The organism is Nocardia australiensis (assembly GCF_020733705.1).
GTDB lineage: Bacteria > Actinomycetota > Actinomycetes > Mycobacteriales > Mycobacteriaceae > Nocardia > Nocardia australiensis.
The window spans coordinates 897,982-910,575 of record NZ_JAJFZM010000002.1; the positions used below are offsets into that span (position 1 = coordinate 897,982).

Annotated in this window: 17 protein-coding genes; 9 read left to right on the forward strand and 8 right to left on the reverse strand. The window is 65.7% G+C overall.

Annotated elements, in window-relative coordinates; all coding sequences use genetic code 11:
- The first annotated feature begins 8 nt into the window (after positions 1 to 8).
- Positions 9 to 386, forward strand: coding sequence for a hemophore-related protein (locus LKE06_RS19050; protein WP_228000582.1), 378 nt, complete (start codon positions 9 to 11; stop codon positions 384 to 386).
- Positions 387 to 671: 285 nt separating this feature from the next.
- Here LKE06_RS19050 and LKE06_RS19055 read toward each other — a convergent pair whose 3' ends face one another.
- The gene (locus LKE06_RS19055; RefSeq protein WP_308188386.1) at positions 672 to 944 is read right to left on the reverse strand and encodes an SAM-dependent methyltransferase; all 273 of its coding nucleotides are present in this window, start codon (positions 942 to 944) and stop codon (positions 672 to 674) included.
- Positions 945 to 1,002: 58 nt separating this feature from the next.
- On the opposite strand from LKE06_RS19055, the gene LKE06_RS19060 reads away from it, so the two are divergent.
- From LKE06_RS19060 to LKE06_RS19070, 3 genes are all read left to right on the forward strand, one after another.
- A complete protein-coding gene (locus LKE06_RS19060; RefSeq protein ID WP_228000585.1) occupies positions 1,003 to 1,530 on the forward strand; it encodes a hypothetical protein in 528 nt (175 codons plus the stop codon).
- Positions 1,531 to 1,681: 151 nt separating this feature from the next.
- Positions 1,682 to 2,254, forward strand: coding sequence for a copper chaperone PCu(A)C (locus LKE06_RS19065; RefSeq protein ID WP_228000680.1), 573 nt, complete (start codon positions 1,682 to 1,684; stop codon positions 2,252 to 2,254).
- On the forward strand, positions 2,223 to 3,476 hold the full coding sequence (locus LKE06_RS19070; protein ID WP_228000681.1) for a Dyp-type peroxidase: 1,254 nt from the start codon (positions 2,223 to 2,225) through the stop codon (positions 3,474 to 3,476). Before LKE06_RS19065 ends, LKE06_RS19070 begins: the two co-directional genes overlap by 32 nt.
- 51 nt (positions 3,477 to 3,527) lie before the next feature.
- Here LKE06_RS19070 and LKE06_RS19075 read toward each other — a convergent pair whose 3' ends face one another.
- Entirely contained in the window at positions 3,528 to 3,878 is a 351-nt protein-coding gene (locus tag LKE06_RS19075) for a hypothetical protein (RefSeq protein ID WP_228000586.1), read from the reverse strand.
- Positions 3,879 to 4,287: 409 nt separating this feature from the next.
- On the opposite strand from LKE06_RS19075, the gene LKE06_RS19080 reads away from it, so the two are divergent.
- On the forward strand, positions 4,288 to 4,854 hold the full coding sequence (locus LKE06_RS19080) for a hemerythrin domain-containing protein (protein WP_228000587.1): 567 nt from the start codon (positions 4,288 to 4,290) through the stop codon (positions 4,852 to 4,854).
- A 19-nt stretch (positions 4,855 to 4,873) separates the two neighbouring features.
- On the opposite strand, the gene LKE06_RS19085 is transcribed toward LKE06_RS19080, so the two are convergent.
- Both LKE06_RS19085 and LKE06_RS19090 read right to left on the reverse strand, forming a co-directional pair.
- Positions 4,874 to 5,446: an HdeD family acid-resistance protein gene (locus tag LKE06_RS19085; protein ID WP_228000588.1), complete on the reverse strand. Its 573-nt coding sequence runs from the start codon at positions 5,444 to 5,446 to the stop codon at positions 4,874 to 4,876.
- A gap of 65 nt (positions 5,447 to 5,511) precedes the next feature.
- On the reverse strand, positions 5,512 to 5,739 hold the full coding sequence (locus LKE06_RS19090; protein ID WP_228000589.1) for a VOC family protein: 228 nt from the start codon (positions 5,737 to 5,739) through the stop codon (positions 5,512 to 5,514).
- Positions 5,740 to 5,941: 202 nt separating this feature from the next.
- Here LKE06_RS19090 and LKE06_RS19095 point away from each other — a divergent pair, with 202 nt between their 5' ends.
- On the forward strand, positions 5,942 to 6,928 hold the full coding sequence (locus tag LKE06_RS19095) for a glycosyltransferase family 9 protein (protein WP_228000590.1): 987 nt from the start codon (positions 5,942 to 5,944) through the stop codon (positions 6,926 to 6,928).
- 61 nt (positions 6,929 to 6,989) lie between these two features.
- On the opposite strand, the gene LKE06_RS19100 is transcribed toward LKE06_RS19095, so the two are convergent.
- Positions 6,990 to 7,313, reverse strand: a complete 324-nt coding sequence (locus LKE06_RS19100; RefSeq protein WP_228000591.1) for an ArsR/SmtB family transcription factor — start codon at positions 7,311 to 7,313, stop codon at positions 6,990 to 6,992.
- Positions 7,314 to 7,496: 183 nt separating this feature from the next.
- Between LKE06_RS19100 and LKE06_RS19105 the strand changes: the two genes are divergently transcribed.
- Both LKE06_RS19105 and LKE06_RS19110 read left to right on the forward strand, forming a co-directional pair.
- The gene (locus LKE06_RS19105) at positions 7,497 to 8,303 is read left to right on the forward strand and encodes a M23 family metallopeptidase (RefSeq protein ID WP_228000592.1); all 807 of its coding nucleotides are present in this window, start codon (positions 7,497 to 7,499) and stop codon (positions 8,301 to 8,303) included.
- Between the two features lie 196 nt (positions 8,304 to 8,499).
- Positions 8,500 to 9,636 (forward strand): class-II aminoacyl-tRNA synthetase family protein, encoded by a 1,137-nt coding sequence (locus LKE06_RS19110; protein WP_308188387.1) that lies wholly within the window; start codon positions 8,500 to 8,502, stop codon positions 9,634 to 9,636.
- A 7-nt stretch (positions 9,637 to 9,643) separates the two neighbouring features.
- On the opposite strand, the gene LKE06_RS19115 is transcribed toward LKE06_RS19110, so the two are convergent.
- Positions 9,644 to 9,964: a hypothetical protein gene (locus tag LKE06_RS19115; protein WP_228000593.1), complete on the reverse strand. Its 321-nt coding sequence runs from the start codon at positions 9,962 to 9,964 to the stop codon at positions 9,644 to 9,646.
- Between the two features lie 287 nt (positions 9,965 to 10,251).
- Here LKE06_RS19115 and LKE06_RS19120 point away from each other — a divergent pair, with 287 nt between their 5' ends.
- A complete protein-coding gene (locus LKE06_RS19120) occupies positions 10,252 to 10,587 on the forward strand; it encodes an RNA polymerase-binding protein RbpA (protein ID WP_228000594.1) in 336 nt (111 codons plus the stop codon).
- Positions 10,588 to 10,660: 73 nt separating this feature from the next.
- Here the strand turns inward: LKE06_RS19120 and LKE06_RS19125 are convergent, their stop codons facing one another.
- Both LKE06_RS19125 and LKE06_RS19130 read right to left on the reverse strand, forming a co-directional pair.
- Positions 10,661 to 11,527: an ABC transporter permease gene (locus LKE06_RS19125; protein ID WP_255649443.1), complete on the reverse strand. Its 867-nt coding sequence runs from the start codon at positions 11,525 to 11,527 to the stop codon at positions 10,661 to 10,663.
- A gap of 40 nt (positions 11,528 to 11,567) precedes the next feature.
- Positions 11,568 to 12,557, reverse strand: coding sequence for an ATP-binding cassette domain-containing protein (locus tag LKE06_RS19130; protein WP_228000597.1), 990 nt, complete (start codon positions 12,555 to 12,557; stop codon positions 11,568 to 11,570).
- Positions 12,558 to 12,594 lie beyond the last annotated feature (37 nt).

Sequence of the window (12,594 nt, forward strand, 5' to 3'; positions counted from 1 at the left end):
GTCACTTCATGAAGATGCTCAGCGTCAACAATGCGGTCCTGTCTCTCGCCATCGGCGGATGCGTCGCCAGTACCGCATTATTCGGAGCCGCGACCGCCCAGGCAGATGCGATGGACAACCTGGAACCACTGTTGAGCTCGAGTTGCTCATTCACTCAAATCGACGCCGCGCTGCACGTGGTCGACCCCGATGCCGCTGCCCAACTGGATGCCTCCCCCGCCGACAAGGCCATGATCGAGCAGGCGTACAACCAGCCCCCTGAGCAGCGCAGGGCGGCATTCGAGCAGATCCTCTCCCAGCAAAAACAACTGGATGCGACCATCAGCGAAAATCCGGAGTTCGGCCCGAAGCTGCGCCTGGTCGTCGACTCCTGCCACAACTACTGATCCACCGACGTTTCGAGCACTACGGCGGCGCGACAGCGATCCGGCCTGCTGATCAGCTACCGGCGACCCGGTAGACATAGCCCCCGCTGAACGCGGCCCGAGGCGGGTCCGAACTGATTTCGGACCCGCCTCTTCGCCGCCGGACGGCGGGCAGGGGGCACACGCCGCTCACGCCGCTGACGAACCTCAGCCCGGCCGCCGGACGGCACTTCCGGGACAACACGGTCATCGCGCCTCCAACGCATACCCGATACCGTGCACGGCTGGATGTGGACAGAAGCCGTGTCAATCGTGGAGATCGCGTGTGCGACTACTTGCGCGCGATGCCGCCCGCGCATCCGGCTGGAACGATCGGGCCACCTGGTGGGTGTTCTCCTTGGTCGGCAGCCCGGCACCGAGGTCGAGGTACTGCTTCATTCCGACCTCACCCGCCAGATACCCGCGCCGACCGCACCTCGACGAGCTCCATGACATCAGTTGTCGACCGCGACCGGGATGAAGTGCGTGCGCGGCCCAGCGATTCGGGCGATCATTGCCCTCAGATGTACAAACACGCATTCTCGATGGCCGGGTCCCGCAAACACCGCCGCACTACGACCAGCAGTAGTATGAACCCGTGTACAGTCCGACTGATGCAGCGGCGCGATGGCGCGGCGCGTTCGTCGGATCCGCGTCCGGTGCGGTAAGCATCGGCGCGCACGCCCTCGGCGGTGGCGCCGTCTCCCCCGATCAATCCGCCGTCGTCCTGCTGATCGCCGCCTGCGCACTCGTCGGGGTTGGTGTCGCCGCGATACGCGTCCGGCACGGTCTCGTTGTTTTGATGACACTGCTTGCCATCGGGCAGGCAGTCGGCCATACCGCGCTGTCACTGGCACCCGGCCACCACCACGCCCCGCACGCACCCGCGGCGATGCTTGCCGCCCACCTGATCGCCATCCCTGCGGGTGCGCTACTCATTCGCGCCGCCGAATTCGCCCTCGCCCGAGCGGCGTCGAGCGTGCGGCGTACGGCGCGGGCGCTGCGCGCCGCACCCATCGCTGACCCGCGGTTTGCCTACGCGACGCCCACAGGCGTCGCCCCCACTCCCCACCGGTTACTGCTCAGCTCGGGAATCGGGACCCGCGGGCCGCCACGGATGCGCTGACCGACCGATCACGCCGCAGATGATCGGCGCGCGTTGTCGTGCGTGCCGAACACCACCCGCAATCGCGGTGCGCTGGCGCATTGCCGAGCTACCGACCCCGGCCATAGGCGCGGCGTACCAACCACTTTCCGAATCGGAGTTTGTTATGCCTATGCCAACCCGAACATCACCATCCCGCTCGGCTCGACTCTTACGTGGCGCCGTCGCGGTCGCGGTGACGCCATTGCTGCTCGTGGGCTGCTCGTCCAATGACAATCCCGCCGCCCGTGCCGCGGATTCGATCACGATCAGCAACCAGTGGATCAAGGCCGCCGACAGCGACATGTCCGCCGCGTTCGGCGACCTCAATAATGCCGGCGACAAGGACGTGACCGTCGTTTCCGCCACCAGCCCCGCGTCCAATCGCATCGAACTGCACGAAGTCGTCGCGAGCGCGGACGGTACGAAGAAGATGCAACCCAAGGAAGGCGGCTTCGTCATTCCAGCGCACGGCACCACACCACTACGTCCAGGCGCCAACCACATTATGTTCATGGGCCTCAACGGACCGCTGCGCACCGGTGCGCAAACCCCGGTCACGCTGACCTTCGACGACGGGTCGACCACCACATTCACCGCCCAGGTACGTGACTTCCCCGGCAACCAGGAGAATTACGCGCCCGAAGGTGAGATGAGTGGCGACGCGTCCCCGCATGCCGGGCATTCCCCCGCGCACGGTGGCTGAGCCGCAACGGCGCGCCGACCCCGCGGCGCGCCGGTCCGGACGCATCAACCGGCGGCGACTATTCGGTGGCGCCGCCGCCGCGGCGGGTGCGGCCGGGATCGGGGTTGGTGCGGCAGGGCTCAATAGCCGGCACCGCACCGAGACCTCCACGTCAGCGGCAATCGAGCCGTTCTATGGTCGGCACCAAGCGGGCATCGCGACCACACCGCAGTCGCAGGTCGCGTTCGTCGGCTTCGACCTGCGCGCGGACACCGATCGTGACGACATCATCGGCGTACTGAAGATCTGGACCGATGACGCCGCGCGGCTCACCCAGGGCCACCCCGCACTCGCCGACACCGAACCCGAACTGGCGCAACGACCTTCGCGTCTCACCGTCACAGCCGGGCTCGGTGCCCGGGTGTTCACGGTGGCCGGACTGGAGAATCGGCGGCCCTCGTGGCTACATCCGCTGCCGCCGTTCGCCATCGACCAGCTCGCCTCGGACTGGAGTGACGGCGATCTGGTGCTTCAGGTTTGCGCCGAGGAGACCACTGCGGTCTCCCATGCGGTGCGGGTGCTGTGCAAGAGCGTGACATCGCTGGTGTCGGTGCGCTGGGTGCAGCGTGGGTTCCGTGACGCCGCACCCGGACGCAATCCGCGCAATCTCATGGGGCAGGTCGACGGCACGGTGAACATCGCACCGGACACCCCCGATTTCGACCGGCTCGTGTGGGATGACGGCGCCACACAGCCATGGCTGGCCGACGGCACCTCACTGGTGCTGCGGCGGATCGCGATGCAACTCGACACCTGGGACGAAATCGACCCGGAGGGAAGGGAGCTCACTATTGGCCGCACGATCGCCGAGGGTGCGCCGCTGACCGGCCAGCGGGAATCCGACGACCCGGACTTCGCGGCCGTCGACGCGCACGGGATCGCGGTGATCCCGCCGTCGTCTCATATCGCCAGGGCCCATCACACCCACGACGGCGAGCGGTTCCTGCGGCGCGGTTACAACTACGACGACGCGCCGATGCCCGGTCGTACCTCGAATTCCGGGCTGCTGTTCGCCACGTTCCAGCGAGACGTGGATGCCCAGTATCTGCCAGTACAGCAACGACTCGCCGAGTTCGACGCGCTCAATGTGTGGACGACGCCGGTGGGATCGGCGGTGTTCGTCATTCCGCCGGGAGTGCGGTCACCGGGCGGGTATCTCGGGCAGTCGTTGTTCGAGTCATAGCGGCAACCGCGCGGCCGGCGTTCGACGACGCCGGCCGCGTGAACCTATGTACTACGTCCACAACGCGGCGACGAGCACATTCGCGATCGCCAGACCGCCCGCCGCATGGGTCATCCACGCAATGTTCTTGCCGCGCTTGGCATCCGCGTGCCCCATCTCGGCAAACGCCGCGACCAAGACCGCGATGACCAGCTTCGTGCCGATCTTCATCATGTTCGGGTCCTTGCCGAGCGAGTCGATCGACTCGGCCATGCCGACGAGCACGACGCCACTGATGATCTGCACGCGCGCACCCCACACCATCAACCCCGAAACCAAGGGATGCCCGGCGGCGTAACCGCCGACTACCGCGGCCATACCGAGCAGATGGGTGACAACCACGATGTTGTAAACGAAATCCATGAGATCACACGCTAGTTCATCGAACCGCGAACTACTACGCTGCGTCGTGGATGTATTTGCGCAAACGGAGGCGGGCTGTGCTGAAGGCTGCATCACGCAGGCATGTCGTTTGCATTTGGATGCCTGCGCGACATCGCGCACCCGGATTCCGCCGAGAGTGATGCCCCGCTCCACATCGGCGTGCGCGGGTCCGCGTTACGCCATGTCGGCAGTGACATCTTCGATCGCCTCGCCCATCGGGTAGACGCGCCGGCCCGCGTCCGGCATATGGCGGCTACCACTCCCCGGCCGTCCACACATTGGCCCCGCACACCCTGACTACTCGCCCGACGCCGGGTATCTCCACGATGACCAACCGGATACGAACAGGAGGAGAATTCAATCCACGACGCACCGAGAGGACCCCGCCATGAGCACGGAATCGATCGAGGACGTGGTCGACGTACTGACAGCGCAGCATGCGCAGATCAAGGACCTGTTCGGCAAGCTGCGGTCCGGACAGGGCGACAAGCAGGCGCTGTTCACCGAATTGGTGCGGTTGCTCGCCGTGCACGAAAGCGCCGAGGAGGAGGTTGTCCACCCGGTGGCAAGCCGCGCGCACTTCGGGGTCGAACCGATGGTCAAGGCGCGCTTGTCGGAGGAGAACAAGGCCAAACACGACCTGGCCGAACTCTACGACCTCGGCGTCGAGCACCCGGACTTCGATGCGAAGCTGGCCACATTCGCCGATGCGGTCGCCGAACACGCCGCCCATGAGGAAGGCGAAGAATTTGCGTTGCTGCGAAAGTCGTTCTCGGTGAGCAAGCTCGAACACATGGTCGGCTCGGTCCGTGCCGCGGAAGCGATCGCGCCGACCCGGCCGCACCCGCACGCCGGAGAGTCCCCGATAGCGAACATGCTCACCGGACCACCATTGGCATTGTTCGACCGGGTCCGCGACGCGGTGCGCGATTGGCATCGATCAGCCGACCGGTGACCGGCCACGTCGAAACGAGTTACACCAGCTTCTTGACGTCCTTGCGAATGCCGAAGGACGTAATGATCTCGATGACGCCGAGGACGATCAGCCAGATACCGGCAATTAACGCGAGGGTGGCCACCGACTCGACCGGCCACACGATCAGCACCACACCCGCGATCGCGGTGATGACACCGAAGAACGCGATCCAGCCACGTCCGGGCAGTCCCGGCTCCGACAGCGCGCCCATCGCCGAGGCCACACCACGGAACAGCCATGCGATGCCGATCCAGATACCGAGTAACAGAATCGATGCCAGCTCGTCTCGGAAACAGAAGACGCCGATCACGATCGACAGGACGCCGATGATGAACGACAGCACCCGCATTCCCGGTCTCGCCGGCGCGCCGAACGCGGCGAGCAATTGCAGCACACCGGTCACGACCAGATAGATGCCGAAGATGATGCCAGCCACCAACAACGTCTTGCCGGGCCACACGAGAATCAGTATTCCAAGGATCACCGACAGGATGCCAGTGACGAGAACCGATTGCCACGCACTCCGGGCCAGCATTTGCAGTGGTCCCTCTACCACGCTGTTTGTCGTCATTTCGCGATGTTAAGCCTTGGCGGACCGGTTTCTGACCATTTGCTACACAACGCGCCGACCGGCGCTCAGCGGTCTCGCACCGCTACTGAGCCGCAGCAGTGACGTCGACGATCGACGCACATGCCGAACTCGTCGCCCCACATCTGCTTCTCCAGCAGGACCGGCGCGTCCTTATCTCCGAACTCACCGAAGGTGCGGATGGCCAGCGTGCCACCGAACACATCTCGATAGAACTCGACTGCCGCTCGAGCCGAGTCTCCAAAACTGATGTAGGGGTCGAGTCGGGAGACCATGGGGACGCCCGATGAGGAGTAGTTGCCGCCATGTGGAGGTTAGTCCTCCTAGCAGCGTTTGTGGGATAGATAACGTCCGAGTCGGCAACGTTTACTGCCGAATTCGGTCGGGTAGTCATCGTTCATTGGCTCTCGTCGTGTGCACTCATGGGTGGAGGCGGTCGGGTCGGGTTGACGAGTCTCAGGTGGCTAGGAGAAGAGGGTGGCGGTTGTACTCGTGCTGCAGGCACGCGGCCTTGGCGATCTACTCACCGCGGTCCCGGCGTTACGTGCGCTACGCCGGGCGAGGCCGAACGACCACATAGTCCTCGCCGCCCCACACCGGCTGAAGCCGATCGTGGATTTGATAGCGCCGATCGACGAGTTGGTGCCGACCCAGGAACTCGGCGCATTTCGCTGGGACGCCGCGCGGCCGGAGCTGGCCATCAACCTCCATGGCCCGAGCGCCGAGAGCATCGTCACCCTCACCAAGACCGATCCAGGTCGCATCCTCACTTACCACAACGCCGCCTTCCCTGAATTGGCCGGTCCGGAGTGGCAGCAGGACATGCACGATGTCGATCGGTGGTGCCATCTGCTCGAATCCGACGGAATCGTCGCCGATCGGCGCAACCTCGGGCTGGTGCCACCGGTATCGACCACCAGTCATCGGGATTGCGTTGTGGTGCACATCGGCGCGGGCGCCCCGGCACGGCGGTGGCCACCCGACCGTTTTGCTGCGGTAGTCCGTCATCTGCTCGTGCTCGGCCGCGAGGTCGTGATCACTGGCGACGAGACCGAACGCGATATCGCGCTGAGCATCGCCGCGCGTGCGAGCCTGCCGACGCATCGGGTATTGGCGGGCGAGCAGAACCTCATCGAGCTCGCCGCGACCGTCGCCGAGGCAGCACTGGTCATCTCCGGTGATACCGGCGTCGCGCATCTGGCCACGGCGTTCGGAACTCGAACTGTCCTACTGTTCGGCCCGACACCGCCGCACTGGGGTGGACCACCCCCGCACCTACTCGGCAGGCATGCGGTGCTGTGGGCGGGGCAGGTCGGCGACCCGAACGCCGACACCCCTGATCCCGGACTACTGCGGATCGGTGTCACCGAGGTGATCAACGCCGTGGACAAACAGCTCAATATGCGGAACTGGCCCGGCACCAAACCCGACCGCCGCCGGACCGCGTATCGCCAGGTGGGCTGAGTCCCGCAGCTGCGGACACTACGTCCCGATCGGGCGATGTCGGCGATATGACGCGCCACCGTCAGGGCTCTCCTTCCTCGCTTGCCGTACTGAGTGCCGCCGAGTACGCCGCCAGGGCGCTGGGCCAGAACTGTTCGAGGTAGTCACGCGCATCACCGAGACCGCGCGGATCCAGGGAGTACATGCGTCGAGTGCCGCTCCGGCGCATCATCACCAGCCGGACCTCGCGCAGCACGCGTAGATGCTGAGAGGCAGCCGAGCTACTGATCCCGGCGATTTTCGCGAGTTCCCCTACCGACAACGGTGCCAGAGGCAATGCCTCGAAGATCGCACGACGCGTTGGGTCGGCCAGCGCCCGCAAGGCGCGAACTCCATTAGTGGGCACTTAAATAGTGTGCCCGGACATCGTCCCCATGGCTAATACCGTCTCGCACGATGTTCCAGCCGGTCAGACCCGCAGACATTGCATTTCGTTATCGAGTCGTGACACATCAGCTGGCCTTTTGCGTGCATGTGATGGTCGCCACATGATTGCGGAACCGCCGAAAGGCTCCCGTACGTTCGAGCCATGCCCGTGACCGTTCCGTTACCTTTTGGCCGCCGTGGCGCGACCCGTTCACGCCGCTACCGTGTCGCCACCCGCGCGGTCGCCGTGTCGGCCGTCGTCAGCGCCTCGCTCGGTGTGCTGGCTGCAACCGAGCAGCATCGCACCGAAACACCTCCGGCGGGGCAACCGCTCGCCGCAACCTCCGCCGCGTCGACCACCGAGTCCGCCACCAACGACCCCACCGATTCCGGCACCAACGACCCCACCGATTCCGGCACCAACGACCCCACCGAGTCCGCCACGAACGACCCCACCGAGTCCGCCACCAACAACGCCACCGAGTTCACGCCCGAGGCGCAGATTCCGCAGGTCGTGCCCGAAACAGTGCTGTGGGAGCAGCAACAGATGGCGATCGAAGCCGCGCGCCCGCGCACCGTTCGTCCCGTAACCGGCATGCTGACCTCGAATTTCGGCACACGCTGGGGCGCATTGCACGCGGGCCTCGACTTCGGCGATCCGATCGGCGCCCCGATCGCCACTGTCACCGACGGCACCATTATCGAGGCAGGCCCAGCCAGTGGTTTCGGCCTCTGGGTGCGCGTGCAGCAGGATGACGGCAGCGTCGGCGTCTACGGACACGTCAACGACATCCTGGCCACCGTAGGCCAGGAGGTCCGCGCGGGCGACATCATCGCCACCGTCGGTAACCGCGGCTACTCCACCGGCCCGCACCTGCACTACGAAGTACACGAGCCCGGTGTCGGTCCGGTCGACCCGCGCCCCTGGCTCGCCGCGCGCGGCGTCGAAATCACGGGTGATCCCGACTAGAACCCGCGCCGAGTCGGCCGATCCGGCGATTCGGTATGGGACGGAGACGTTCGCGAGTCGGTGAGGGGCTCGCGACCGTCTCCGCTGTCACCGCCGCAAGACTCGCGCCCTGAGATACCCCTAGCACCGCCGTACTACCTTCGAATGGCGCTGTGGTGGGACGCGGCGCGGCGCCTGCGATTCCTACCGTCGGATCATGCCGATGATCGACACCGCCTCCGCGTCTACGGATTCCGCACTTCGGCCCCCGCCGCGACACCGAAGACTCACCGCCTCCGATACCCCCCGACTGCACCGCCCACTGCTGTGGATGGTGGCCGCGATGGGCGCGCTCGCGGTGATTTCGCTGGGCGCCATAGTGATCGACGACCGCACCCTGATGGGCGAGTCGGTGTGGCTCAAGCCGTTCAAATTCGGGTTCGCGTTCGTGCTCTATGGATTCACGCTGGCATGGCTACTGTCGTTGCCGCACAAGGGCAGCCGGGTGACCTGGTGGCTCGGGACGATGTTCGCGGTGACCGGGTTCGCGGACGTCGGGTTCATCGCCGTGCAGGCCGCGCGCGGCACCTACAGCCATTTCAACAACTTCCAGACCGACACCATCAACGTGATCGGCCAGAAGATATTCATGTCCGGGGTCCCCGGCCTCTTTCTCGCGAATCTGATTATCGTGCTGATCATTTCGTGGCAGCGGCTGGTGGATCGGCCGACCGCGTGGGCGATCCGTGCGGGGCTGCTGCTCGCCGTCACCGGTATGGCGCTCGGGTATCTGATGGGTTACACCGGCAAGCAGTTCGTCCGGGACGCCGACGGGCGAGTTGTGGAGCTCATCTCCGGACATACCGTGCTCACCGACGGTTCCCGATCGCTGGCAGCGCGCGACGGAGTCGGCGGCGTCATGCCGATCACCCACTGGAGCACCATCGGCGGCGATCTGCGTATTCCGCACTTCGTCGGACTGCACGGCATCCAGGTGCTGCTGCTCGCTGTCGTCACGCTCGCCTGGCTGGCCCCACGCTATCGCTGGCTACGCAGTGAACGCGCCCGTGCCGCCCTCATCGGAGTGCTGGCGATCGGCTACACCGGACTACTTGCGATCGTCTTCAGCCAGGCGATACGTGCCCAGCCGCTGATCCACCCAGATGGCATCACGCTGACCGCATTCGGCGGATTGGTCGCAGGCGTCGGCATGCTGACCATCAGCATCTACCTCAGGACCCGCCGCAGCGTGCCGAGCGCGACCACGGCCGCCGCAGTCCAGGACGCCACCGCGCCCGGGTTGCGGGACTCGCGGACCACACACATCCGGCCCGGGCGAACGCAGGCCGGATGAGGCGGTCTCAGCGCAACCGCTCGGCTTCCTTGGTGAGATTCAATAGCGTCGCACTCAGTGCCTTCAATTCCTCTGTGTCGGCCCCCTCACCGATCGCGGTGGCGACGTCCTCGGCTGCGCATCGGGCGGCGAACCAGCGGTCGGCCAGGTCGGCAGCCTCCTGGGCGCTGAGCACCACGGAATCGTCGGGAATTCCGGTTCCCTTCAAGCTATTACGGTTTTCGTAGGCACGTTGGCGACACGATTGGCGGCAGTACCGGCGACGACGCCCGGCCTCCGACTCCGCGATCTCTCGCCCACACCACAAACAGGACAGCAAGCGCCGCATGCCGCAGAACACTAATGGTCGCCGGGCCTTCTCGTGCGCAGACCCCTACCCACGTTGGGAACTCGTCGGTGGCGCGCGCACGTTGGATAACGGACGTGCGAGCACGCCCAGTCGTGGGCGCGACGAATCGGGCCACGGCGGACCAACTACAATGCAACGGTTCACCGTCGCCGTGTCGGGAACTATTAGCGCAGGCCCGTTCGTTGCACATAAGGTCCAGCGAGCGTGAGCTCGACCGGACACGGTCGCAGCGCATAAAGACTCGAGCACACAGGGAGAGGCACACCATGGCAGATCGCGTACTCCGGGGCAGTCGGCTCGGAGCGGTGAGTTACGAAACCGATCGCGACCACGACCTGGCTCCGCGGCGGATCGCTCGGTACAAGACCGATAGCGGCGAGGAGTTCGACGTCCCGTTCGCCGACGACGCCGAGATCCCACCGACCTGGCTGTGCCGCAATGGCCAGGAGGGCACCCTCATGGAGGGCACCACTCAGGAGACCAAGAAGGTCAAGCCGCCGCGCACCCACTGGGACATGCTGTTGGAGCGCCGCAGCAAGGACGAGCTCGAGGAGCTGCTCAAGGAGCGCCTCGACCTCCTCAAATCCCGTCGTCGCGCGTAACGTCACCCCCGACAGCAAAGGCCGCTCGCATCAATTCCGTTGATGCGAGCGGCCTTTGCCGTATCTGCTTGCCTTACTTGCTGGCGACCTTGCGGTAGCGCAGCAGGGCAAGAGGAACGGCTACCGCCAGAATCACCAGCGAACACGCGACGGCGTATTCGATGCAGTGATCCGCGGCCCAACCGGTCGCGGGGACGAACGAGGGTGGGGCGCCGTTATCGAAGAGTTTTCGACCCGCGGCCGAGACCGCCGTAATCGGGTTCCATTCGGCGATGGTGCGCAGTGGCCCCGGCAGGGTTTCGGCGGAGATGAATGCCGAGGATATGAAGCTGAGCGGGAACAGCCAGATCAGGCCTACGCTCTGGGCCACCTCGACGGTCGGCGAGAACAGGCCGGTCAGGGCACCGATCCAAGACATGGCGAACGCGAAAAGCAGGATGATGCCGAATGCGAGGGCCGCGTCGGCGACGCCGCCGTTGATGCGCCAGCCGACGACATAACCACACCCCACCATCACGACCAGGCTCAGGACGCTGACCACCAGATCCGACAGCGTGCGCCCCATCAGCACCGCCAACCGCGACATCGGCAGGGTGCGCATCCGATCGATGATGCCCTTCTGTAGATCGCCCGCCAGCCCGACCGTGGTGAACGCCGCGTTGAAAGCGACTGTCTGAGCGAAGATTCCGGCCAGCAGGAATTCGCGATACTGCCCGCCGCCCAGCGAGGCGCCGAAAATGTAGGCGAACAGGAACACGAACATCAACGGCTGGACGGTCGCGGTCACCAGCAGCGTCGGCACCCGCAGAATGGTCAGCAGGTTGCGGTAGGCGATGATCGCGCTGTCGCGGATGAAGCGCAGGTGGGGCTCGCATTCGATGCCGTGTTCGGGCTCGGCCGCCGGGTCGAGTGGGGACTTGGGAGCCTCGTCCGGCGCCATTGCCTCGATGGCGGTCACGACCGAACCTCGCTTGCTTCGCTCACGACAGGATCTCCTCTTGTAGGTCGTCGGTTTCCGGCTCGCTGTCGGCGGGTTCGCTGGGCGCGGTGCCGGTCAAGGACAGGAATACTTCATCCAAGCTGGGACGATGCACGCTCGCGTCGACGACGCAGACCCCGCCGTCATCGAGCCTGCGCAGCGCCTCGACCATGGTGCGCGAGCCGTCACCGACCACCACGGACACCCCGTCGGCATCGCTGCTCGGCTCGCCGACGCCGACCTGCGCCAGAATCGATAGCGCGGGCGCCGGGTCCTGGCCCGCGGCCAGGGTGATGGTGAGCCGGTCGCCACCGATCGAAGTCTTCAGCTCGTCGGCCGAACCACGAGCGATGACGCGGCCCCGGTCGATGACGGTTATCCGGTCGGCCAGCAGATCGGCCTCCTCCAGATACTGCGTGGTGAGCAGAACGGTGGTGCCGTCCTCGACCAGATCTCCGATCACCCCCCACATGTCCTGCCTGCCGCGCGGGTCGAGTCCGGTGGTCGGCTCATCGAGGACCACGACCGCAGGCCGCGCGACCAAGGCACCGGCCAGGTCGAGGCGCCGGGCCATGCCTCCGGAATAGGTCGCCGCGCGCCGGTGCGCGGCGTGCTCGAGGCCGAATGTGCTGAGCAATTCGGTCGCACGAGTGGTCGCCTGCCGATGCGACATGCCGTACAGCCGGGCCACCATACGCAGGTTTTCGTATCCGGACAGATTCGCGTCCACGGCCGCGTACTGGCCGGACAGTCCGATACGGCGGCGGGCCGCGGCGGGGTCGTGCAATACGTCGATACCCGCGACGCGCACCGATCCCGCGCATGGCCGCAGCAGGGTGGTGACGATGCGGACGGTGGTTGTCTTACCCGCACCGTTGGGTCCGAGCAGACCCATCACCGTCCCCGCCGGGATCTCCAGGTCGATCTCGTCGAGTACTCGCAACCGGCCGTAGTTCTTGACCAGACCGAGTACTTCTACCGCCGAACTCACGAATGCACCTCGCTAGCAATGGGTTCCGCCGTGACAC

Coding starts and splice junctions, on each gene's coding strand:
- LKE06_RS19050 (WP_228000582.1), top strand. CDS start 9: ATGAAGATGCTCAGCGTCAACAATGCGGTCCTGTCTCTCGCCATCGGC.
- LKE06_RS19055 (WP_308188386.1), bottom strand. CDS start 944: ATGCGTGTTTGTACATCTGAGGGCAATGATCGCCCGAATCGCTGGGCC.
- LKE06_RS19065 (WP_228000680.1), top strand. CDS start 1,682: ATGCCAACCCGAACATCACCATCCCGCTCGGCTCGACTCTTACGTGGC.
- LKE06_RS19070 (WP_228000681.1), top strand. CDS start 2,223: ATGCCGGGCATTCCCCCGCGCACGGTGGCTGAGCCGCAACGGCGCGCC.
- LKE06_RS19075 (WP_228000586.1), bottom strand. CDS start 3,878: ATGGATTTCGTTTACAACATCGTGGTTGTCACCCATCTGCTCGGTATG.
- LKE06_RS19080 (WP_228000587.1), top strand. CDS start 4,288: ATGAGCACGGAATCGATCGAGGACGTGGTCGACGTACTGACAGCGCAG.
- LKE06_RS19085 (WP_228000588.1), bottom strand. CDS start 5,446: ATGACGACAAACAGCGTGGTAGAGGGACCACTGCAAATGCTGGCCCGG.
- LKE06_RS19090 (WP_228000589.1), bottom strand. CDS start 5,739: ATGGTCTCCCGACTCGACCCCTACATCAGTTTTGGAGACTCGGCTCGA.
- LKE06_RS19105 (WP_228000592.1), top strand. CDS start 7,497: ATGCCCGTGACCGTTCCGTTACCTTTTGGCCGCCGTGGCGCGACCCGT.
- LKE06_RS19110 (WP_308188387.1), top strand. CDS start 8,500: ATGCCGATGATCGACACCGCCTCCGCGTCTACGGATTCCGCACTTCGG.
- LKE06_RS19115 (WP_228000593.1), bottom strand. CDS start 9,964: ATGCGGCGCTTGCTGTCCTGTTTGTGGTGTGGGCGAGAGATCGCGGAG.
- LKE06_RS19120 (WP_228000594.1), top strand. CDS start 10,252: ATGGCAGATCGCGTACTCCGGGGCAGTCGGCTCGGAGCGGTGAGTTAC.
- LKE06_RS19125 (WP_255649443.1), bottom strand. CDS start 11,527: ATGGCGCCGGACGAGGCTCCCAAGTCCCCACTCGACCCGGCGGCCGAG.